The organism is Streptomyces sp. DH37 (assembly GCF_029813835.1).
Lineage (GTDB): Bacteria > Actinomycetota > Actinomycetes > Streptomycetales > Streptomycetaceae > Streptomyces.
Genome location: NZ_JARVKV010000001.1, coordinates 131,999 through 154,184, shown reverse-complemented (window position 1 = coordinate 154,184; position 22,186 = coordinate 131,999). Strand labels below are relative to the sequence as shown.

19 protein-coding genes are annotated in these 22,186 nt (G+C 74.4%); 12 read left to right on the top strand and 7 right to left on the bottom strand.

Annotated features, from left to right (window positions below):
- Positions 1-68: 68 nt before the first annotated feature.
- Positions 69-1,025, bottom strand: coding sequence for a sulfite exporter TauE/SafE family protein (locus QC029_RS00630; RefSeq protein ID WP_279553259.1), 957 nt, complete (start codon positions 1,023-1,025; stop codon positions 69-71).
- A gap of 585 nt (positions 1,026-1,610) precedes the next feature.
- Here QC029_RS00630 and QC029_RS00625 point away from each other — a divergent pair.
- Entirely contained in the window at positions 1,611-2,147 is a 537-nt protein-coding gene (locus QC029_RS00625; protein ID WP_279553257.1) for a winged helix-turn-helix domain-containing protein, read from the top strand.
- A 538-nt stretch (positions 2,148-2,685) separates the two neighbouring features.
- Here the strand turns inward: QC029_RS00625 and QC029_RS00620 are convergent.
- Positions 2,686-3,144, bottom strand: coding sequence for an Rrf2 family transcriptional regulator (locus QC029_RS00620; protein WP_279553256.1), 459 nt, complete (start codon positions 3,142-3,144; stop codon positions 2,686-2,688).
- A gap of 627 nt (positions 3,145-3,771) precedes the next feature.
- Between QC029_RS00620 and QC029_RS00615 the strand changes: the two genes are divergently transcribed.
- The gene (locus QC029_RS00615; RefSeq protein WP_279553255.1) at positions 3,772-4,428 is read left to right on the top strand and encodes a CAP domain-containing protein; all 657 of its coding nucleotides are present in this window, start codon (positions 3,772-3,774) and stop codon (positions 4,426-4,428) included.
- Between the two features lie 117 nt (positions 4,429-4,545).
- Here the strand turns inward: QC029_RS00615 and QC029_RS00610 are convergent, their stop codons facing one another.
- Together QC029_RS00610 and QC029_RS00605 are read right to left on the bottom strand one after the other, a co-directional pair.
- Entirely contained in the window at positions 4,546-5,040 is a 495-nt protein-coding gene (locus QC029_RS00610; RefSeq protein WP_279553254.1) for a lamin tail domain-containing protein, read from the bottom strand.
- Between the two features lie 326 nt (positions 5,041-5,366).
- The gene (locus QC029_RS00605; protein ID WP_279553253.1) at positions 5,367-6,071 is read right to left on the bottom strand and encodes a ribonuclease H; all 705 of its coding nucleotides are present in this window, start codon (positions 6,069-6,071) and stop codon (positions 5,367-5,369) included.
- Between the two features lie 134 nt (positions 6,072-6,205).
- Between QC029_RS00605 and QC029_RS00600 the strand changes: the two genes are divergently transcribed.
- On the top strand, positions 6,206-6,943 hold the full coding sequence (locus QC029_RS00600) for a 3-keto-5-aminohexanoate cleavage protein (RefSeq protein WP_279553252.1): 738 nt from the start codon (positions 6,206-6,208) through the stop codon (positions 6,941-6,943).
- 169 nt (positions 6,944-7,112) lie between these two features.
- Here QC029_RS00600 and QC029_RS00595 read toward each other — a convergent pair whose 3' ends face one another.
- Genes QC029_RS00595 through QC029_RS00585 form a run of 3 tightly spaced genes read right to left on the bottom strand, consistent with a single transcriptional unit; the run spans position 7,113 to position 10,050 of the window.
- Positions 7,113-7,991 (bottom strand): ABC transporter ATP-binding protein, encoded by an 879-nt coding sequence (locus tag QC029_RS00595; protein WP_279553251.1) that lies wholly within the window; start codon positions 7,989-7,991, stop codon positions 7,113-7,115.
- Positions 7,992-8,047: 56 nt separating this feature from the next.
- Positions 8,048-9,076, bottom strand: a complete 1,029-nt coding sequence (locus tag QC029_RS00590; RefSeq protein WP_279553250.1) for an iron chelate uptake ABC transporter family permease subunit — start codon at positions 9,074-9,076, stop codon at positions 8,048-8,050.
- Positions 9,073-10,050, bottom strand: a complete 978-nt coding sequence (locus QC029_RS00585) for an iron ABC transporter permease (RefSeq protein ID WP_279553350.1) — start codon at positions 10,048-10,050, stop codon at positions 9,073-9,075. Before QC029_RS00585 ends, QC029_RS00590 begins: the two co-directional genes overlap by 4 nt.
- 236 nt (positions 10,051-10,286) lie before the next feature.
- On the opposite strand from QC029_RS00585, the gene QC029_RS00580 reads away from it, so the two are divergent.
- The 9 genes from QC029_RS00580 (at position 10,287) to QC029_RS00540 (ending at position 22,157) form a co-directional block, all read left to right on the top strand.
- Positions 10,287-11,327: an ABC transporter substrate-binding protein gene (locus tag QC029_RS00580; RefSeq protein WP_279553249.1), complete on the top strand. Its 1,041-nt coding sequence runs from the start codon at positions 10,287-10,289 to the stop codon at positions 11,325-11,327.
- Between the two features lie 80 nt (positions 11,328-11,407).
- A complete protein-coding gene (locus QC029_RS00575) occupies positions 11,408-12,313 on the top strand; it encodes a siderophore-interacting protein (protein ID WP_279553248.1) in 906 nt (301 codons plus the stop codon).
- A gap of 123 nt (positions 12,314-12,436) precedes the next feature.
- The gene (locus QC029_RS00570; protein WP_279553247.1) at positions 12,437-13,999 is read left to right on the top strand and encodes an aspartate aminotransferase family protein; all 1,563 of its coding nucleotides are present in this window, start codon (positions 12,437-12,439) and stop codon (positions 13,997-13,999) included.
- A gap of 23 nt (positions 14,000-14,022) precedes the next feature.
- On the top strand, positions 14,023-15,324 hold the full coding sequence (locus QC029_RS00565; RefSeq protein WP_279553246.1) for a lysine N(6)-hydroxylase/L-ornithine N(5)-oxygenase family protein: 1,302 nt from the start codon (positions 14,023-14,025) through the stop codon (positions 15,322-15,324).
- Positions 15,321-15,893: a GNAT family N-acetyltransferase gene (locus QC029_RS00560; protein ID WP_279553245.1), complete on the top strand. Its 573-nt coding sequence runs from the start codon at positions 15,321-15,323 to the stop codon at positions 15,891-15,893. The genes QC029_RS00565 and QC029_RS00560 overlap by 4 nt, the downstream gene beginning before the upstream one ends.
- A complete protein-coding gene (locus QC029_RS00555) occupies positions 15,890-17,722 on the top strand; it encodes an IucA/IucC family siderophore biosynthesis protein (protein ID WP_279553244.1) in 1,833 nt (610 codons plus the stop codon). Before QC029_RS00560 ends, QC029_RS00555 begins: the two co-directional genes overlap by 4 nt.
- Before the next feature lie 6 nt (positions 17,723-17,728).
- Positions 17,729-19,303, top strand: coding sequence for an MFS transporter (locus QC029_RS00550; protein WP_279553242.1), 1,575 nt, complete (start codon positions 17,729-17,731; stop codon positions 19,301-19,303).
- Positions 19,300-21,552, top strand: a complete 2,253-nt coding sequence (locus QC029_RS00545) for a penicillin acylase family protein (RefSeq protein ID WP_279553241.1) — start codon at positions 19,300-19,302, stop codon at positions 21,550-21,552. Before QC029_RS00550 ends, QC029_RS00545 begins: the two co-directional genes overlap by 4 nt.
- Entirely contained in the window at positions 21,549-22,157 is a 609-nt protein-coding gene (locus tag QC029_RS00540; protein WP_279553240.1) for a GNAT family N-acetyltransferase, read from the top strand. Before QC029_RS00545 ends, QC029_RS00540 begins: the two co-directional genes overlap by 4 nt.
- Positions 22,158-22,186 lie beyond the last annotated feature (29 nt).

Sequence of the window (22,186 nt, the reverse complement as noted above, 5' to 3'; positions counted from 1 at the left end):
AGCGCCTGCCGGCGATGGGCGTGCGGGGCCGGGCGGACCGGGAAGGGCCCTGCCCGGGCCCGTTCCCTTCAGACCGTGGTGACGTTCGCGGCGGGCCGGGTCTCCGCGGTGTCGTCGGCGCCGTCCGCCACGGCGTGCGCGGGCTGCGCCGCCGCGCTCTGCCGGCGGTGCTCCCGGATCGAGTAGGCCAGGGCCGCCGCCCACGCGGCGTAGACGACCCCGTACACCGTCCACTGGGTGGCGTCGCCCGCGTCGATCCAGTCGCTGCGCAGCAGGGTGCGGGCGTTGGTCAGGATGATGAGGCCTCCCACCGCGGACCCGAGGACGCGCGGGGGGACGTGGCGCACCAGCCACGCGGCGACGGGCGCGGCGATCAGGCCGCCGACCAGCAGGGCCGCGGCCCAGCTCGCGTTGACGCCCTCCGAGCCGAGGCCGACGAGGAAGCCGATGCTGGCGGCTACGGCGACGAGGAACTCGCTGGTGTCGATCGAGCCGATCACCTTGCGCGGTTCCATGCGGCCGCTGGCCAGGATCGCGGGCGTGCCGACCGGCCCCCAGCCGCCGCCCCCGGTGGCGTCCAGGAAACCGGCGACGACGCCCAGCGGGGACAGGAACCTCTTGCGCAGCGGCTTGCCGAGCCTGTCCTGGGGGAGCCCGGCGAACGTGAACCGGGTCAGGACGTACAGGCCCAGGCCCAGCAGGATGAGGGCCATCACGGGCTTGGCCGTGTCCGTGGAGAGCTTGGACAGGAAGGTGGCGCCGGCGAACGCGCCTATCGCGCCCGGGATGCCGATCCTCACCACCACGCGCCAGTCGACGTTGCCGAAGCGCCAGTGGGCGGCGCCCGAGGCCAGGGTGGTGCCGATCTCCGCCAGGTGCACGGTGGCGGACGCCGCGGCGGGGTTGGTGCCGATCGCGAGCAACAGGGTGGTGGAGGTGACGCCGTAGGCCATGCCCAGGCTTCCGTCCACCAGTTGGGCGCCGAGCCCGGCCAGGGCCAGCAGGATCAGGGTTCTCACAGCCACCTCACGCAATTCCTAGTTTCCACACTTGATAGGTAGGGATAGTGGGGGCGAACGTCCACTGCGGCAAGTGGCCGCCCGACATGCGGACAGCCGCGTATCAGCAATCGGGACGAGGATCGCCGATCGGCCTCGGTGAACGGGTTCGTCGCAGGTGGAAGACCTCCGCGTCCGGCGTGGGCTCCCGCGGCGGGCGCCTCCGGGACGCCTCCGCTCGGCGCGCCCCGGAGTCCCCGCGCCACGCTTCCCCAGTTTCCCCACCAGTTCACTCGGGAAGCTTGACGCCATCTCACGGAGCCAGCAGGATGACGGACATGTCCCGCACGCAGCAGCCGCTCGTACGCCGCCGGCACGTCGACTTCCGTCGTGTGGCCGGTGCTGCCTGCCGACGCGCCTAGGACGCGTCGCCGCTCCGCGCGTCGCCTCCCCCGCCCCTCCCCGGGGCTCCCAGGCATGTCCGCTGCCGCCGTACCGCGTCCGGGACCGGCCGGTGTCCGCCTCCGCGCCCTTCCCGCCCCGCTCCCCTCCCCTCCCGGCCCAGCGACCTGCCACGCCCCCCCCCCCGCACACCGCGAAAGGACCGATCCGATGACCGTGGCACTGCCGGCCCGCGCCCTCCGCCCCGACACCCCTCTCCCCACCCCCCACCGCCCGCGACCGGTCCGGGAGGAGGGACCGGACGGCGTGGAAGGCGGTGACGCGACACCGCTCGTCGGCTACCTCCTCTTCCTGCCCGAAGACGTCGATCCCGCGGCGCTCCTCACCGCGAGCGGGCTCAGCCCGCGGATCCGGCCCGTCGCCCGGGACGACGCCCCTTCCCCGGTGATCCGGGGCGACGACCTGGTCCACATCGACACCGCGCGCCACGTGGCCGAGGTGGAAGGGCGCGAACTCGACCTGACGTTCCTGGAGTTCGCGCTCCTGGCCCGGCTCGTCGCGCACCCCCACCGGGTCCACTCCCGCGAGCACCTGGTCAACAGCGTCTGGGGCCACACCCACGTCGGCGACGGACGCACCGTCGACGTCCACGTCGCGCGGCTGCGCCGCAAGCTGGGGGCGGCCCACCGGCACCGCATCGTCACCGTGCGGCGGGTGGGCTACAAGTACGTGCCCGGCCCGCGGTAGCGCCCGGGCGGGCGCGGCACGCCGGGGGGACCGTCGAGCAGTCCTCCGGCCAACGCCTCCTGCCGCCACATCGGATGGGGCCGGCCGGAGTCGGCACCGGCAGGCGAATCGGACGGGACCCCGGATGGGTGGGTGCGGGCACGCCGAGTGCGCACACGCGGCCGGACTCGGGAGAGGCGGACGCGGACGCGCGGGGAGCGGGAGGGCGGGCTGATCGGATCCGCGGACCGCCGCCCCGGGCCGCGGCACGCGCGGCGGCGCCACGACGACGGCGGTCCACGGGCGCACCGCACCGGAACCGGACCGCTCGGGGGCGGGTCGGCACAGCGGGCGGAGGAGACGACGCCTGCCCGGAGGCCGGGGGCCGGGGAGGGATTCAGCCCCGCTCAGGCCCGGCAGCGGCGGCAGGAGGCACGGGCGGGGCCGGCGTGGCGCCGCCGCGCGGGGCCGACGCGCTCTGCGGCCCCGATCACATCGGCGGGGAACCGGTGGGTCGGGCGGTCACCGGTCACGACGCCGGTCCCTCGTGCCGAACGGGTCAGGGGTTGCGCCAGGCGGCCGGATTCTCCACCAGGCCGGAGATGTCGCCGGGCAGCGCGCCCGAGGCGACGTCCGCCAGCGACACCCCGTCGAGGATCTGGCGGACGTTGGCCCGCAGCGCGACCCACAGCGGCAGCAGGGACTCGGCCGGGCCGGTGTACGACAGTTCCGGCGGGCGCATCCCGCGCACCGACACCAGCGGCCCGTCCACGGCTCGGATCACGTCGGCGACACTGATCGACTCCGGTGACCTGGCCAGCCGGTAGCCGCCGTTGGCCCCGCGCTGGCTCACCACCAGCCCGCTCCGGCGCATGTCGTTCAGGATGCCTTCCAGGAACTTGTGCGGGATCTCCTGGGCCTCGGCGATGGCCTCCGTCTTCAGGGGACCGGCCTCCCGGGCCGCGGCGAGGTGCAGCGCGGCCCGCACCGCGTAGTCCGCCTTCGCCGAGATCCTCATGGTCGCATTATCCCGCACCACCCACGGCGTACGAGGCGCGGGTCCCTGCCGCCTCCTCCGTTCCCGGAGCCCCGCACGGCCCCCTCCTCCTCCCTCTTCCGGACGACCGGGAGACCGGGGGACCAACCGGTGGCCGCGAAGCCCGGCGCCGACGCCGATCACCGCGCCCCACCGGCTCGCCGCGCGGTCCCCGTGCCCCCGGGACCGGCTCCCCGGGAACGATCCGTGACATCCATCACATCGGATACCGGTACTAAGCCCGCGGGATAGTAGGTGACATCCGGCGGACATAAGCGACTTGTCCCTCTCGACATGAACATATCTCGCGCGCTGTCCGGCAGCCCGCGCCCCGCACGGGACGTTCGCCCGTCCGCGGATGCGCGGGACGGTTCCTGACGGGGCGACACGGGGGCTCCACGACCGCGGCACCCCGGCCCGGCACGCCCGCGCGGTCCTCGCAAGGGGCGTGCGGCCCTACGAGCGGGCTTAGTACCAACGCTCGTTGCCCCGCCCGCCGGGCGGTCCCGACAATGGCGGCCCGCACGGCGTTTCCGCAGCTCAGGCAGGAGGACCGTGCGGGTTCAGCCGTACCGGGGGGACTCCGCGATCCACCGATTGGGGTCACACATGAGGAAGCACCGCAGAACGAGGCGCTACCGGAAGATATCCGTCGCGGCTCTCGCCGTAGCCGTCGTGGGAGTGCCCGCCGCGGCCATGGCGTGCGTGGACCGGCCGGCGACCGCCGACGACCGGTCCCGCTCCTGGCAGGGCAGGTACGCCGACGGCCGGTCGGCGCCGTCGAAGTGGACCCCGCGGCCCGCCGAGGGGACGACGCGGACCCCCGGCGCCGCCCCGACCGCCCCCGCCTCCACCGCACCGAGCGCCCCCGCCTCCACCGCACCGGCCACCGGTGCCGTGGCCCGCGTCGTGGAACTCGTCAACAGCGAGCGCGGCAGGGCGGGATGCGCGCCGCTGAAGGTGAACGAGAAGCTGACCAGGGCCGCCCAGGCCCACAGCCAGGACATGGCCGACCACAGGAACATGTCCCACACGGGCTCCGACGGGTCCGGTCCCGGAGACCGCCTGAAGAGGGCCGGCTACACCTGGAGGACGTACGGCGAGAACGTCGCCTACGGCTACAGGACCCCCGAGAGCGTGATGAGCGGCTGGATGTCCAGCCCCGGCCACAAGCGCAACATCCTCAACTGCGCGTTCGAGGAGATCGGCGTCGGGCTGGCCCAGCCCGGCCACTACTGGACGCAGAACTTCGGCACCGCCCGCTAGGGGCGTCCCGGTGGGCCGAGGGGCCCGGACCGCACCGCGGTCCGGGCCCCTCGGCGTTCTTCTCGGCGTTCTTCCGACCGGTCCGTACGCCGTGCGGGCCTCCGCACGGCGTGCGGGTCACTTGTGGTAGGTGATGTAGCCGTTGCCGTCGGCGTCGGATCCGCTCCTGGTGTAGGAGTGCACGTCCGAGCGGCTGCCGGAGGGCTTGTACAGGTAGATCGTGTCGCGGTCGTTGTTCCACATGAAGTTGCAGTTGTCGCGGTAGACCACGTTGTACTTGTCCGAGTCGGTGCCGTTGCCGCCGCGGAGCCTGACGTAGTCGCCGGGCTGGAGGTAGTGGTTGGCGGTGAAGGCGAAGCGGTTGCCGGCCGCGTCCTTGACGACGTAGCCCCGGAGGTTGACCGTCGAGGAGGACGAGTAGTTCCTGATCGTCAGGTACTCCTCGTCGGTGTTGCCGTAGGAGCAGCTGTTGGAGTCCCGGCCGGGTGCGTCGTACTGGATGCCGCGGACCTTCAGCGCCGAGTTGTACTCGGCGGACTGGGCCGGGGCGGCGGCGAGGAGGACGAGGGCGCCGGCGGTGACGGACGCGGCTATGACGGGGCGCTTGCGCAAGGGAGTTCCCCTCCACGGTGCGAAGGAATCGTGCTGTACGTGAAGGACTCGCGGCGGACCGTGATGGTTGCACCGTAAATGACATCGGTCGTACCGCGGTCGCACGGCGTCCGCCGTCCGCCGTCCGCCGCCTGCACGTCGCGGCGGCGCCCGTGGCGCGGCACGGTTCCCCCGCGCGGACTCCCCGGCGTCCCCCGCGCGGACTCCCCGGCGCACACCGGCGGGTCGCGTGGGCGCCACGGCCCGCACGGCAGCGGGGAGGGCGCCGCCGGACGAGGGCCCCTGCCCCGGCGGTACGGGCGCCGCGCCGCCGGGGCACACCGCCGTCACGCCCCGGCGGCCCCTGCGGCGGCGCAGGCGGGGTGGCCCCAGCCGTCGGGGTTCTTCGCGATCGTCTCGCCCTTCGCGTACGGCCGGCCGCAGCGGCACCGGCCCGGGAACCGGGCCTTGACCGAACCGCCCGGGGAACGTGTCGCTCCGGACCGCTGCGCCGTCTTCGCCCCCGCCCGGCGGGGCCGCTGGGCGGCGGGTGCGGTGCCGGGCTGCGGGGGCGGCAGATCGTCCCCCGCGGCGGAACCGGCCGGCTGCTGCGTGCGGGCGACATGGCTCGCCGCCCGGTCGGCCGCGTCGTTGAGGGGGTCGCCGTCCACCTGGTGGGCCGGGGTGTGGACGAAGTCCACGGTCCGGTCGGCCAGCAGCGCGTCGATGCTCATCACCAGGGCCTGGTTCGCCACCGGTGTGCCGGCCGCGGTCCTCCAGCCCTTGCGGCGCCAGCCCGGCAGCCAGGTGGTGACCGCCTTCATCGCGTACTGGGAGTCCATCCGCACCTCCGCCGGTACGGCCGGGTCCAGCACCTCCAGCAGTTCCCGGAGCGCGGTCAACTCCGCCACGTTGTTGGTCGCCCGGCCCAGCGGACCGGCCTCCCAGCGTTCCACTCCGCCGTCCGCACCGGCGATGACCCACGCCCAGGCCGCGGGCCCGGGATTCCCCTTCGACGCGCCGTCACAGGCGGCGATGATCCGTTCCACCACCCTGCGATCCTGCCACCTCCCCGCAGCGGTCCCGACCACCGGCCCCCGCAGACCTCCGCGGGCCCCCGCCGGCCTCACGGGTGGGAATCCCGCGGTCCGGATGGGCCCGGGCATGGGCGTGGCACGATTGCGGAGTGATTCAGGCCTGTCTGAACGGCCGGCGCACGGCCGAGGAGCACGACGGCGTCCCCCTCACGGCGGAGCGGCTGGCGGCCGACGCGAGGGCGGTCCGCTCCGCCGGGGCGAGCAGTGTGCATCTGCACCCGCGGGACGGATCCGGCCGGGAGACCCTGGAGGCGCGGGCCGTGGCGGCGGCCGTGCGGGCGGTGCGCCGGGCCTGCCCCGGACTGCCGGTCGGGGTGTCGACCGGCCTGTGGATCTGCGACGGGAACGCCGCGGCGCGGCAGGCCGCGGTGCGCGCCTGGTCCGCCGTGGCCGACCGCCCCGACTTCGCGTCCGTCAACCTCGGCGAGCCGGGTTTCGAGGACCTGGCCGGGGCCCTGCTGGACCTGGGCGTCGGGATCGAGGCCGGTGTGTGGTCGGAGCAGGACGCCGTCCGGCTGGTCGAGGGCCCCCACGCCGGTTCCTGCGTCCGGATCCTCGTCGAGATGATCGACCTGCCCGTGCCGGAGGCGCTGCGGGAGGCGGACCGGATCCTCCGGCGGCTGGCACGGGCGGGGGTCTTCGCCCCCGTCCTGCTCCACGGCGAGGGTGAGTGCACCTGGCCGGTGCTGGACAGGGCCCTCGCCCTGGGCCTGCAGACGCGGATCGGTCTGGAGGACACCCTCACCGGCCCGGACGGCCGCGACGCGGAGGGGAACGCCGCACTGGTCGGCATCGCCCTGCGGCGACGGCCGGCGGGGGGAGCCTGACGGCGGCGGCCTTCCACCGTGCTCCCCCGCCCCCACGCCCGCGCCCGTGGAGGCGGGCGCGGGCGCGGTGGAGTGCGTCTCCCCGGGACGCGGCCGAACCCGCCCCGGCGAGGGATCTCCCCGGGGCCGCCGGGCCGGAGCCGGGGGGCCCAACGCCAGGGACCGGGGATCAGGTGAGGCTCTCGACCGCCCGCGGCCCACGGACGCGATGCCGCGCCGCCGGCACCACCAGCGGGGTGCCGGTCTCCGGGTCGTCGATGACCCGGCAGGGCAGACCGAAGACCTCCTCGACCAGTTCGGCGGTCACGATCTCCTCCGGCGGTCCCATGGCCACCACCCGCCCGCCGCGCATGGCGATCAGGTGGGTGGCGTAGCGGGCGGCGTGGTTGAGGTCGTGGAGGACGGCGACCAGGGTGCGGCCCTCCTCCTGGTGGAGGCGGGCGCACAGGTCCAGGACGTCGATCTGGTGGGCGAGGTCCAGGTAGGTGGTCGGCTCGTCCAGCAGCAGCAGGGGTGTCTGCTGGGCCAGCGCCATGGCGATCCAGACCCGCTGCCGCTGGCCGCCGGAGAGCTCGTCCACCGAGCGGTCGGCCAGTTCGGCGACGCCGGTGGAGGCCATCGCCTCCGCGACGACACGCTCGTCCTCCGCCGACCACTGGCGCAGCAGGCCCTGGTGGGGGTAGCGGCCCCGGGAGACCAGCTCCGAGACGGAGATGCCCTCGGGCGCGACGGAGGACTGCGGCAGCAGGCCGAGGGTGCGGGCGACCTGCTTGGCGTTGGCCGAGGAGATGTCCCTGCCGTCCAGGAGCACCGATCCGGCGGCCGGCTTCAGCATCCGCGACAGGGCGCGCAGCAGGGTGGACTTGCCGCAGGCGTTGGGGCCGATGACGACGGTGAACGACCGGTCCGGTATCGCGACCGTGAGGTCCTCGGCGATCGTCCGCCGGTCGTAGGCGAGGGTGAGGCCCTCGCCGCGCAGCCTCGTCCCCCCGGCCGCCGCCGCGGGAACCTCGTGATCGCGGTGGTCGCGGTGGTCGCCCTGCGTCATCCGTCCTGCTCCGTCCTCGAGGTGTCCGCCTGTGTCGTGCGCCGTCGCGGTGGCGTTCATATCCGGCCCGCCTTCCGCTGGGTGGCCAGCAGCCACACCAGGTAGCAGCCGCCGAGCAGGCCGGTGACGACGCCCACCGCGAGCTGCCGTCCGGCGAAGAGGTTCTGGGCGGCCCAGTCGGCGAGCACCAGCACGGCCGCGCCCATGCAGGCGGCGGGCAGCAGGTTGGGGCCGGGGGCGCGGGTGAGCCGCTTGGCGAGCTGGGGCGCGGTGAGCGACACGAAGGAGACCGGTCCGGCGCAGGCGGCGGCGAAGGAGACCAGGACGACGGCGGAGCCCAGCGCCACGGTGCGGGAGCGCTCGACCCGCACGCCGAGGGAGTGCGCCGCGTCGTCGCCCATCTCCGTCATCCGCAGGGCCCGTCCGCAGCCGAGGACGATGACCGGGCCCAGTACCGCCAGCGCGATCAGCAGCGGGGTGAGTTCGGGCCAGCCGCGGCCGTCGAGGCTGCCGGTGATCCACAGGATCGCGCGGGAGGCCTCCATCAGCTTGCCGCGGGTGAGCAGGTAGCCGTTGACGCCGGTGAGCATCGCCAGGACGCCGATGCCGGTGAGCACCAGCCGGTAGCCGTGGAGGCCCTGGCGCCAGGCGAGGGCGTAGATGAGCAGTCCGGTCAGGAGCCCTCCGGCGATGGCTCCGCCGGCCAGGGCGGCGCTGCTGCCGCCGGCGAGGACGACGAGCAGCGCACCGGTGGACGCCCCCTGGGTGAGGCCGAGCATGTCGGGGCTGCCGAGCGGGTTGCGCACCACGGACTGGAAGACCGCGCCGGCCAGGCCGAGGGAGGCGCCGACGAGGAGGGCGGCGATCACCCGGGGCAGCCGCAGCTCGTTGACGATGAAGTCCTGGGCCGGGGTGCCGCCGCCGGTGAGGGTGGTCAGCACCTCGGCGGGGGCCATGGGGTAGTCGCCACTGCCGATGGTGGCGACGCCGGCGGCCAGGGCGGCGATCAGGCAGCCGGCGGCGGCGGCCAGGGCACGGGGGCGGAAGCGGATGCTGAGCGCCTGTCCGGCGCGGAGGGTCCTCATGCCGCCGCCACCTTCCGCCGCCGCAGGACGTACAGGAAGAGGGGCCCGCCGAGGACGGCGGTGACGACGCCGACCTGGAGTTCGCCGGGGCGGCCGAGGATCCGGCCGAGCACGTCGGAGCCGAGCAGCAGCACGGGGGCGAGCACCGCGCAGTAGGGCAGCACCCAGCGCAGGTCGGGGCCGGTGAGCGCGCGGACGAGGTGCGGCACCATCAGGCCGACGAAGACGATGGGCCCGGCGGCGGCGGTGGCCGCGCCGCACAGCAGGGTGACGGCGACGATGCAGGCGGTGCGGACCCTCTCCGGCCGGGCGCCCAGCGCGCGGGCCTGGTCGTCGCCGAGCGCGAGGGCGTTGAGCGGCCGGGCGAGGGCGAGGGCGACCAGGACGCCGACGGCGACGAACCACAGCACGTTGACGACGGTGTCCATCCGGGCCGAGGCCAGCGAGCCGACGGTCCAGAAGCGCATTCGCTCCAGCGACGCGGTATTCATGATCATCGCGGCGTTGACGTAGGAGTACAGGGCCGCGTTGAGCGCCGCACCGGCCAGGGCCAGCCGTGCCGGGGTCGCTCCGCGCCCGCCGCCGACCGCGTAGACGAGGGCGGAGACGACGGCCGCGCCGAACAGGGCGAACCACACGTAGCCGGTGAAGCCGGTGACCCCGAAGAAGGTGATGGCGGTGACCACGGCCGCCGACGCCCCGGCGTTGATGCCGAGCAGCCCGGGGTCCGCGAGCGGGTTGCGGGTCAGCGCCTGCATCACCGCGCCGGCCAGGCCGAGGGCGACCCCGATGAGGAGCCCGAGCAGGGTGCGCGGCAGCCGCATCTCGTGCACCACGCTCCAGGTGGCGGACCCGCTGTCGAAGAGCCCGGCCCAGACCTCGCCCGCGGAGAGCGGCCGGGCGCCGAAGCCGAGGCTCAGCGCCAGCAGGACGAGCAGGAGCGCCAGGGCACCCGCCAGCCCGGCGGAGCGCAGGGCGGTACGGGTTCTCGTGGGTGGTCCCTCGACGGGAGGGGGCGGCGCCGGTGCCGGCGCCGTCCCCTCCCTCGCGGGGCTCGGCTTGGTGAGTGACACGTGCGGACTCCGGTGGGCCGGGGGGAGATCGGCGACCGCCCCCTTGGGCTCGAACTTTGGTTAGGTTAACCTAACAGCCGCGACCGGTCGTCTGAACACCTGTCGTATCCATGTGCGTTTGCTAGAGAGGCCCAGCCATGTCCAACGCAAGAACCGCCCACCTCTCCCGTCGGGGCATCCTCGCCGCGGGCGGCGCCCTCGGTCTGGGCGCCCTGCTCGCGGCGTGCGGTGACGGCGGCGGTTCGGGGGCGTCGGACAAGGCGGCGGCGAAGGACGGCGGCCCCTGGTCGTTCACCGACGACCGCAAGGAGAAGGTCACCGCCGACAGGACGCCCGAGCGCATCGTGGCCTTCACCGGCACCGCCGCCGCCCTGGCCGACTTCGGCCTGAAGGACAGGATCGTCGGCGTCTTCGGCGAGACGGTCCTGGAGGACGGTTCGGCCCACCCGCAGGCCGGCGACCTGGACGTGAAGAAGGTCGAGGTCATCGGCAACGCCTGGGGCGAGTTCGACATCGAGAAGTACGCGGCGCTCAGCCCCGAGCTGCTGGTCACGCACCAGTACGACCAGGGCTCGCTGTGGTACGTGCCGGACGAGAGCAAGGACAAGATCCTCAAGCTCGCCCCCAGCGTCGCCGTCCAGGTCGCGAACGTCTCGCTGCTCAAGCCGATCCAGCGCTACGCCGCGCTGGCCGAGTCCCTGGGCGCGGACCTGAAGTCCCGGCAGGTCACCGACGGCAAGGCCCGCTTCGAGGCGGCCGCCGAGAAGCTCCGCAAGGCCGCCAAGGCCAGCGGCGGGCTGCGGGTGCTGGCCGCCTCCGGCAGCGCGGACTACTTCTACGTCTCCACCCCCGCGCCCGCGGCCGACCTGAAGTACTTCGCCGAACTGGGCGTCAACTTCGTCGTCCCCGAGGACATCAAGGCCAGCGGCGGCTACTTCGAGAGCCTCAGCTGGGAGAACGCCGGGCAGTACGAGGCCGACCTCATCATCCTGGACAACCGCAGCACCGCCCTGCAGCCCAAGGACCTGAAGTCCAAGCCCACCTGGGAGGCGCTCCCGGCGGTCAAGGCCGGCCAGGTCGCCGAGTGGGACCCGGTGCCGCGCTTCTCCTACCAGGGCGCCGCCCCGCTGATGGAGAACCTGGCCGACGCCATCGGCAGGGCCAAGAAGCTCGGCTGACGCCCGGCCGGGCCGGAGCACGGCCCGGCTCCCCTCCCCAGACCGCGCAGGACAGCAACCTCCGAGAAGGAGATCCGCAGATGACACCGCGCACCGCCGCCCCCGTCGCCGTCCGCCGGACGCCGGCGCCCCGCCGTGCCGCCGCCCGGCCCGCGTCGCCGTTCCGCTTCTTCGACGCCGCGGTGGTGCGCACCCGGCGGCTCGGCCCGTCCCTGGTCCGGATCACCTTCGGCGGGGGGCAGTTGAGGGAGTTCGCCGGCGGCGGCCGGGACCAGAGCTTCTCGCTCTTCCTGCCGCACCCGGGCCAGACCGAGCCCCTCGTCCCGGTGGAGCGGGGCGACGGCTGGTTCGCGGCCTGGCGGGCGATGGACCCGTCGGTGCGCGCGGTCATGCGGTCCTACACCGTGTGCGCGCAGCGCCCGGAGGCGGGCGAGGTGGACGCCGACTTCGTCCTGCACGGCGACACCGGGCCCGCCACCCGCTGGGCGCGGCGCGCCCGGCCGGGCGACCGGGTCCGGCTCCTGGGCCCGCGGACGGCGGACAACAAGAGCGTCGGATTCCGTCCTCCGCCGGACACGGGCCGGGTGCTGCTCGCCGCCGACGAGACGGCGCTGCCGGCCGTCGCCGGGATCCTGGCCTGGCTGCCCGCCGGGACCGGGGCGCGGGTGTGGATCGAGGTGCCCCGCGCCGAGGACGCGCGGCCGCTGCCCACCGCGGCCGACGCGGAGGTCACCTGGCTGGCGCGGGAGGACTTCCGGCGGCACGGCGCGGTGGTCGACGCCGTGCGCGAGGCCGTACTGCCCGAGGACGCCTGGGGCAGTCCGTACGCGTGGGTGGCGGGCGAGTCCGGGGCGGTGCGCGCGCTGCGCCGCCACCTGGTGGCCGAACGCGGCTTCGCGCGCGACCGGGTGGCCTTCTCCGGCTACTGGAGGCTGGGCGCCTCCGAGGAGGACCTGCGCGCCGAGGCGCTGGCCGGCGCCGCCTGACGCGGGACCCTCCCGCGCGGAGCCCCCGTACTGCCCGCGGTACGAGGGGCTCCCGCATGATCGCCAGTAAGTTAGGATAGCCTTACCTAAGTTGATCGCCCCCTCGATTCGGAGGACCCGCGCGTGAGCCCCCAGGGATCCGCCTCCCCGCTCGCCTCTGCCGACACGGCCGGCCCGGCCGCCGTCGACCCCCGCTCCCACCTGCTGAACGACTCCACCGCCGAGTACTACCGGCGGCTGGTGTCCGAAGGCGTGGCGCGGGTCGCCCGGACGGTCGCCGGCACCGGCCGCCCGTTCACCGGGGTCGCCCCCGCCGAACTGGCCCCCGTGATAGGCGCCATCGACCTCGACCGGCCGCTGGGCGACCCGGCCGCCGCCCTCGACGAACTGGAGCGGGTCTACCTCCGCGACGCGGTCTACTTCCACCACCCCCGCTACCTCGCCCACCTCAACTGCCCGGTGGTGCTCCCCGCCCTCCTCGGCGAGGCCGTCCTCTCCGCCGTCAACTCCTCCCTCGACACCTGGGACCAGAGCGCCGGCGGCACCCTGATGGAGCGCCACCTCGTCGACTGGACCGCCGCGCGCATCGGTCTGGGCCGCGCCGCCGACGGCGTCTTCACCAGCGGCGGCACCCAGTCCAACCTCCAGGCGCTGCTGCTGGCCAGGGAGGAGGCCTTCCGGCTGCTGCGGAAGAACTCCCCCACCGCGCCGCCGGTCTCCGCGATGCTGCCCAAACTGCGCGTCCTGACCTCCGAGGCCGGCCACTTCTCCGTGCTGAAGGCCGCCAAACTCCTCGGCCTGGAGCCGGAGTCCGTCGTCTCCGTCCCCTGCGACGGCGACCGCCGGATGCGCGCCGACGCCCTCGCCCGCGAGCTGCGGCGCTGCCGGGATGAGGGCCTGACCGTGATGGCCGTCTCCGCCACCGCCGGCACCACCGACTTCGGCTCCATCGACCCGCTGCCGGAGATCGCCGACCTGTGCCAGGAGGCCGGCACCTGGTTCCACGTCGACGCCGCCTACGGCTGCGGACTGCTGGCCTCGACCACCCGCCGCCACCTCCTGCGGGGCATCGAGCGGGCCGACTCGGTCACCGTCGACTACCACAAGTCCTTCTTCCAGCCGGTCAGTTCCAGCGCCCTCGTCGTCCGCGACGGCGCCACCCTGCGGCACGCCACGTACCACGCCGACTACCTCAACCCGGCCCGCAGCGCGGAGCAGCGCATCCCCAACCAGGTCGACAAGTCCCTGCAGACCACCCGCCGCTTCGACGCGCTCAAGCTGTGGCTGACCCTGCGCATCATGGGCGCCGACGCCGTGGGCGCGCTCTTCGACCGGGTCGTGGACCTCGCCGCCGAGACCTGGCGGGTGCTGGAGGACGACCCCCGCTTCACCGTGGTCACCAGGCCCACGCTCTCCACCCTGGTCTTCCGCTACACCCCGGGTGAGGGCGCCGACGAGACGGCCGTGGACCTGGCCAACCTGCACGCCCGCGAGGCGCTGGCCGCCTCCGGCGAGGCCGTGGTCGCCGGGACGGTGGTCGACGGCCGCCACCACCTGAAGTTCACCCTGCTCAACCCGGAGACCACGGCGGACGACGTCCGCGCCGTCCTCGACCTGATCGCCGGGCACGCCCAGGAGCACCTGGCCTCGTCCGCCGCCCGCCTCACCGGCTCGCCGGCCGCCTGAACCGCCCTTCCCACGGAGACGACGTGTCCACCCCTCACGACTTCATAGCCATCGGGCTCGGCCCCTTCAACCTGGGCCTGGCCTGCCTGACCGAGCCGATCGACGACCTCGACGGGCTCTTCCTGGAGAGCCGCTCCGAGTTCGACTGGCACCCCGGCATGCTGCTGGACGGCGTCACCCTGCAGACGCCCTTCATGGCCGACCTGGTGACCCTGGCCGACCCCACCTCCCCCTACTCCTTCCTCAACTACCTCAAGCAGTCCGGCCGGCTGTACCCGTTCTACATCCGCGAGAGCTTCTATCCGCTGCGCGCCGAGTACAACGCCTACTGCCGCTGGGCCGCCGGCCGGCTGTCCTCCGTCCGCTTCGGCCGCGAGGTCGTCGCCGTCTCCCACGACGAGGCCGAGGACCTGTACACCGTCACCGCCCGGAACACCGCCACCGGCGAGCACACCGAGCACCGGGCCCGCCACCTCGTGGTCGGCACCGGCACCCCGCCGTACGTCCCCGAGGCCTGCGAGGGGCTGGGCGGCGACGCGATCCACAACTCCCGCTACCTGGAGCACAAGGAGGTCCTCCAGGCCAAGCGGAGCATCACCGTCGTCGGCAGCGGGCAGAGCGCCGCCGAGATCTACCACGACCTGCTCTCCGAGATCGACACCCGCGGCTACCGCCTGAACTGGGTCACCCGCTCCCCGCGGTTCTTCCCGCTGGAGTACACCAAGCTGACCCTGGAGATGACCTCCCCCGACTACGTCGACTACTTCCACGCCCTGCCCGAGGCCACCCGCTACCGGCTGGAGGGCGAGCAGAAGGGCCTGTTCAAGGGGATCAACTCCGACCTCATCAACGGCATCTTCGACCTGCTGTACGCCAAGAGCGCCGCCGGCCCCGTCCCCACCCGGCTGCTGACCAACACCGCGCTCGCCTCCGCCTCCTACGACGAGGCGAGCGGCGCCTACACCCTGGGCCTGCACCAGGTGGAGCAGGACAGGGAGTTCACCCTCACCACCGAGGGCCTGGTCCTGGCCACCGGCTACCGCCACCGGGCCCCCGCCTTCCTCGACGGGATCCGCGACCGGCTCCGCCTCGACGGCTCCGGCCGCTTCGACGTCGCCCGCAACTACAGCATCGACACCACCGGCCGCGGCGTCTTCCTGCAGAACGGCGCCACCCACGCCCACAGCGTCACCTCGCCCGACCTGGGCATGGGCCCGTACCGCAACTCCTGCATCATCCGCGACATCCTCGGCCGCGAGGTCTACGCCGTCGAGAAGTCCATCGCCTTCCAGGACTTCGGTGCACCCGAGGGAGGCATCGCGTGAGCGACGTCCTCTTCCACCGCGAGGACCCCCGGCTGGGGGGCTTCTCCGTGGTCACCCTCGACCCCGAGGCCGACGCGCCCCTGCTGCACCGCTGGGTGACCCATCCCAAGGCCGTGTACTGGATGATGCAGGACGCCGACGAGCAGCAGGTCGCCCACGAGTACGGCAAGATCGCCGAGCACCCGCACCACGACGCCTTCCTCGGCCTGCACCGCGGCCGCCCCGCCTTCCTCGTCGAGCGCTACGACCCCGCGCACGTGGAGCTGGCGGGGCTGTACGACCACGAGGCGGGTGACGTCGGCATGCACTTCCTCACCGCGCCCTCCGACACCCCCGTCCACGGCTTCACCCTCGCCGTCATCACCACGGTGATGGCGATGCTCTTCGACGACCCGGCCACCCGCCGCGTGGTGGTCGAGCCCGACGTCCGCAACACCGCCGTGCACGACCTCAACGCCGCCGTCGGCTTCGAGGTCGTCGGGACGATCGCCAAACCGGAGAAGGAGGCCCTGCTGAGCGTCTGCACCCGCGAGCGCTTCGAGGCCGCCGTACGAGGAGCCGCCCTGTGACACCCCCCGCCCGGACTTCCGCCCACACCCTCCCGCCGCACCCCGGACCGCAGGAGGCCGTGGCCCACCTGACCCCCGGTAACTGGGACACCGCCGTACGGCTGCTGCTGCGCAAGGCCCTGTCGGAGTTCTCCCACGAGCGCCTGCTCGCCCCCACCGCGCTGGGCGGCGGCCACTACGCCGTCACGAGCGACGACGGCGCCGTCGAGTACCGCTTCACCGCCCGCCTGATGGCGCTCGACCACTGGCAGATCGACGCCGGCAGCATCACCCGCCACCGCGGCGGAGCCGAACTGCCCCTGGACGCCTTCGCGTTCTTCACCGAGTTCCGCGGCGCCCTGGGCCTGAGCGACGAGATCCTCCCCGTCTACCTGGAGGAGATCAGCTCCACCCTGGCGAGCACCGCGTACAAGCTGGCGAAGAAACCCGTCACCGCCGCCGAACTGGCCGCCGCGGACTTCCAGGCGATCGAGACCGGCATGACCGAGGGCCACCCCTGCTTCGTCGCCAACAACGGCCGCCTGGGCTTCGGCGTCCACGAGTACCTGGCCTACGCGCCCGAGGCCGCCGCCCCGGTGCGCCTGCTGTGGGTGGCCGCCCACCGCGACCACACCACCTTCACCTGCTCGTCCGACACCGACTACGACACCCTGCTCCGCGCCGAGCTCGGTGAGGAGACCCTCGCCCGCTTCGCCTCCGTCCTGCGCGGCCTGGGCCTGGACCCGGCGGACTACCTGCTGGTCCCCGTCCACCCCTGGCAGTGGTGGAACAAGCTCGCCGTGACGTTCTCCGCCGAGGTCGCCCAGCGCCGGATCGTCCTGCTGGGCGAGGGCGAGGACGAGTACCTGGCCCAGCAGTCCATCCGGACCTTCTTCAACACCGACGACCCGGCCAAGCACTACGTCAAGACGGCCCTGTCCGTGCTCAACATGGGCTTCATGCGGGGCCTGTCCGCCGCCTACATGGAGGCCACCCCGGCCATCAACGACTGGCTGGCCGGACTGGTGGAGAAGGACCCCGTGCTGCGCGCCACCGGACTGAGCGTCATCCGCGAACGCGCCGCCGTCGGCTACCGCCACCCCGGCTACGAGGCCGCCACCGACCGCTACTCGCCCTACCGCAAGATGCTCGCGGCCCTGTGGCGCGAGAGCCCCGTACCGCGGCTGGAGGAGGGGCAGCGCCTGGCCACCATGGCGTCCCTGCTCCACACCGACGGCGACGGGGGCTCGCTGGCCGCCGCGCTGATCGAGCGCTCCGGTCTCACCCCCGAACAGTGGCTGGGCCGCTACCTCGACGCCTACCTCACCCCGCTGCTGCACAGCTTCTACGCCTACGACCTGGCGTACATGCCGCACGGCGAGAACGTCATCCTCGTCCTGGAGGACGACGCGGTGGCGCGGGCGGTGTTCAAGGACATCGCCGAGGAGATCGTCGTCATGGACTCCGGTGTGGAACTGCCCCCCGAGGTGGAGCGCATCCGCGCGGAGACCCCCGAGGACATGCGGCTGCTGGCGATCCTCACCGACGTCTTCGACTGCTTCCTGCGCCACCTCGGCGCGATCCTCGCCGACCGGGGCGTGCTGACCGAGGACGCCTTCTGGCGCACGGTCGCCGAGGCGGTGATCCGCTACCAGGAGTCCGTCCCGGAGCTGGCCGAGCGGTTCGAGCGGTACGACATCTTCGCCGAGGAGTTCGCGCTGTCCTGCCTCAACCGGCTCCAGCTGCGCGACAACCGGCAGATGGTTGACCTGGCCGACCCCTCCGGCGCGCTCCAGCTCGTCGGCAGCCTGCGGAACCCCATCGCCCCCTACGCGCCCGGGAGGGCCTGACCCGCCGTGGTGACGACCGACCCGACCGCCGGCCCCGGCCCGGCCCCGGACCCCGCGCCGGCGGCCGGGCCGCCCGGCGGACACCCCGCCCGCTGGGCGATCCTCGCCGTCGTCTGCCTCGCCGAGCTGGTCGTGGTGCTCGACAACACCGTGCTCAACGTGGCGATCCCGTCGCTGACCTCCGAGCTGGGCGCGTCCACCGCCGACGTCCAGTGGATGATCAACGCCTACGCGCTGGTGCAGGCGGGCCTGCTGCTCGGTGCGGGCAGCGCCGCCGACCGCTACGGCCGCAAGCGGATGCTGCTGGCCGGGCTGGCCCTCTTCGGGGTCGGCTCGCTCGCGGCCGGGCTCGCCGCCTCCTCCGCCCAGCTCATCGCGGCCCGCGCGGGCATGGGCGTGGGCGCGGCGCTGCTGCTGACCACCACCCTCGCCGTCGTCATGCAGGTCTTCGACGCCGAGGAGCGGCCCAGGGCCATCGGCCTGTGGGGCGCCGTCAACGCCCTCGGCTTCGCCGCCGGGCCGGTCGTCGGCGGGCTGGTGCTCAGCCACTACTGGTGGGGCGCGATCTTCCTGATCAACATCCCGGTGGTGCTCGTCGGGCTGGTCGCCGTCGCGGTCCTCGTGCCCGAGAGCCGGGATCCGCGCGGGGGCCGCCTCGACCTGCCGGGGATCGCGCTCTCCGTCGTCGGCATGACCTCCGTGGTCTACGCCGTCATCACCGGCCCGGAACACGGCTGGACCTCCGCGGGGGTCCTCGTGCCGGCCCTGGCCGGCGCCGCCGTCCTGGCCGTCTTCGCCGGATGGGAGCGCCGGACGGAGCACCCGATGCTCGACCCGGCGCTGTTCCGCAGCCGCCGCTTCACCGGGGCCGTGACGGGCGTCGTCCTGATCACCTTCGGCAGCGGAGGCGCCCTCTACCTGCTCACCCAGCAGTTCCAGTTCGTCCGCGGCGACACCCCGCTCCAGGCGGGTCTCGCCATCGCGCCCTTCGCGCTGACCGTGGTGCTGGTGAACTTCACCGGCGCCTCCGCGCGGCTCATCGCGCGGTTCGGCCTGCCGGTGATGGCCGCCTCCGGGATGGTCCTGATGGCGGCCGGCCTCGCGGTCGTCGCCCTCGTCGGCGGCGGGGGCTACGGTGGGATGCTGTGCGGTCTGGTGCTGATGGGGGCGGGCTGCGGTTGCGCCAACCCGGCCATCGCCGAGGCCGTCATGGGTGCGATCCCCCGCGAGAAGGCCGGCGCGGGCGCGGGCGTCAACGGCACCCTGGCGGAGATGGGCGCCGGTCTGGGCGTGGCCGTCCTCGGAGCCGTCCTCGCCTCCCGCTTCGGCGCCCTGCTGCCGGACTCCGTGGACACCGCCGAGTCGCTGCCCGCCGCCCTGGCCCGGGCCTCCGGCGAGGCGGAGCGCACCTGGGTCGCCGAGGCGTTCGCCTCCGGCCTCCAGACCGGCCAGTTCGCCGGGGCCGCGGCGATCCTCGCGGGCGGCTGCGCGGCCGGCCTGCTGCTCGGCCGCACCGGGCGGCCCGTACGGGATGCGGTCACCGGCCCGGATCCCTCCACCGGGAAAGGACGCCGAGGGTGACCGTGAGGGTCTACCGGGACGCCTGGGGCGTACCGCACCTGCGCGCGGGCGGCGCGGACGAGCTGGCGTACGCCCAGGGCCGCAACGCGGCCGTGGACCGCGCCTGGCAGATCGAGGTCGAGCGGCACCGCTCGCAGGGCACCACGGCGGCGTTCCTCGGCGCCGAGGCCGTCCCCTGGGACAGGTTCGCGCGGCAGGCCCGGCTGGACGACACCGCCCGGCGGTGCATGGACGCCCTGGAGCGCGAGGACCCCGGCACCGCCGCCTGGGTGCGCTCCTACGTCGACGGGGTCAACGACGGCCTGGCGGAAGGGGCCCGCCGGGCGCCGGAGTTCGCCCGGACCGGGCTCGCGCCCAGCTCCTGGCGGCCGTGGACGCCGCTGGGCGTCTGGCTGTCGGCGCACATCCTGTTCGCGGGCTTCCCCACCAAGTTCTGGCGCGACGCCGTCGCCCGCCGCCTCGGGCCCGAGTGGGTGGGGGTGTTCGCCACCGACGGCCCCGGCACCTCCGGCAGCAACGGCTGGCTCGTCCCCGCGGACCGCACCGCCACCGGCGCGGCGGTCATCGCCGGGGATCCCCACCGGTTCATCGAGGCCCCCGGCGTCTACCAGCAGATCCGGCTGGCCTGCCCGGAGTTCGACGTCGTGGGCCTCGCCGTCCCCGGTGTCCCCGGCATCGCCCACTTCGGCCACACCGGCCACGTGGCCTGGGCCATCACCAACGCCATGGCCGACTACCAGGACCTCTACCGCGAACGGCTGCGCCGCGCCGGGCCGGACGGCGAGCGGGTGGAGGCGCTGGGGCCGGACGGCTGGCGGCCCGCCGAGCGCCGCACCGAGACGATCGAGGTGGCCGGCGCCGACCCCGTGACGGTCGAGGTGATCGAGACCGGACGCGGCCCCGTCATCGCCGTCGGCGACGGAGCGGCCGACCGGGCGGAGCCGGACGGCGCGCCCGCGGGGGCCACCGGCCCGGGCGTCTTCGGCGCGGTCAGCCTCCGCCACCCCCCGCGCGTCCGCGAGGACCTCGGCTTCGGCGTGCTGCCCGCCCTGCTGCGGGCCCGCTCCGTCGCCGACGTCGACCGCGCCCTCGACGGCTGGGTGGAGCCCGTCAACGTCGTCCTGGCCGCCGACACCGCCGGCGGGACGCTGCACCGGACGGCGGGCGCGGTCCCCGTGCGCCATCCGGACAACCGGCTGCGGATCGTGCCCGCCTGGGACCCCCGGCACGGCTGGCGGGGCTGGCACGGGCCGATGCCGCGCGAGCGGGTCGGGGGCGTCGCGGTCATGGCCAACCAGCGGGGGATCGCCGAGCCCCTCGGCGTGGAGTTCGCCCCGCCGCACCGGGCCGCACGCATCCGGGAGCTGCTGGAGGAGCGGGCCGTGTGGTCCGCGAAGGACATGTCCGCCGTCCACGGCGACACCCGTCTGGCCTCGGCGGCCCCGCTGCTGGACCTGCTCGCGCAGGCCGCTCCGGACGAGCTGGGCCTCGCCGCCCGGGAGCTGCGGGAGCGGCTGCTGCGCTGGGACCGCCGGATGGACGCCGGCAGCGCCGACGCCGCGTCGTTCGCCGCCGTCCGCACCGCGACCGTACGGCGGCTGGCGGACCATCCGCTGCTGCGGCCGCTGGCCGGCCTCCCGCCCGTACCGGAGGTGTTCCGGCCCTGGCTCGCGCTCGTCCCGCGCGTCGGCTACGCCCTGGAGCACCTGCTGGTCGCGGACCGGCTGCCGCTCGCCGACCGGGCCGCGGCCGTACGGGCGGCCGTGGAGGAGGTGGCGGCCCGCGAGGCCGCCGCGGACGGCCCGCCGGCGCGGTGGGGCGACACGCACCGGCTCGTGCCCTGGCAGGCGCTCCCCGCCGACCCTCCCGAGCCCTGGCCGGGCCTGTCCGGCGACCACGACTGCGTGCTGGCCACCTCCAGCGTGCCCGGCGTCACCGACCTCAGCGCCCGCGCCTCCGCCGCCCGCTACGTGTGGGACCTCGCCCGCCGCGAGGACAGCGCCTGGGTGGTGCCGCTCGGCGCCTCGGGCGTGCCCGGGGACGCGCACCACCGCGACCAGCTCCCGCTGTGGGCGCGCTGCGAACTCGTCCCGGTCGTCACCGACTGGGCCCTGCTCGCCGAGGAGCGCCCCGCGCCGGCGGAACCGGCGGAACGGCCGGAGTCACCGGGGGCGCCGGAACCGCCGGAACCGCCGGAACCATCCGAGCCGTCCGAACCGTCCAAGCCGTCCGACCGAGGAGAGAAGTGACCACTCCGGCCGCATCCGCCGCCCCCGGGCCCCGGCGCCGCGAAACCGTGCACGAGACGCGCGTCGACGGCTTCGGCACGGTCCGCGTCGTCCCCGTCGATCCCGCGGGCGACATCGACCTGCTGTACGGCTGGGTGACCCAGGAGCGGGCCCGCTTCTGGGGCATGCGCGACCACACCCGCGAGCAGGTCCTGGAGATCTACGCGTACCTGGACTCCCTGACCACGCACCACGCGTACCTGATCCACCTCGACGGCCGGCCGGTCGCGCTCTTCCAGACGTACGAGCCGGACGCCGACCCGGTCGGCGAGTGCTACGAGGTGCGGCCGGGGGACTTCGGCCTCCACCTGATGGTCGGCCCCGCGGACGGCGCCCCCCGACCGGGCTTCACCGACACCCTGCTGACCGTCTTCCTCTCCCACCTGCTGGCCGAGGACCCGGGCCGCAGGCGGATCGTCGCCGAACCCGACGCCCGCAACGAGAAGGCGATCGCCCGTCTGCTGCGCACCGGCTTCGTCCTCGGCCCCGAGGTCGAACTGCCGCACAAGCGGGCCCGGTTGGTCTTCCTGGACCGGGACGTCTTCCTCTCCCGCATCGCGTCCTGACCGTCCCGGTCGGCGGGTGCCGAGACGCG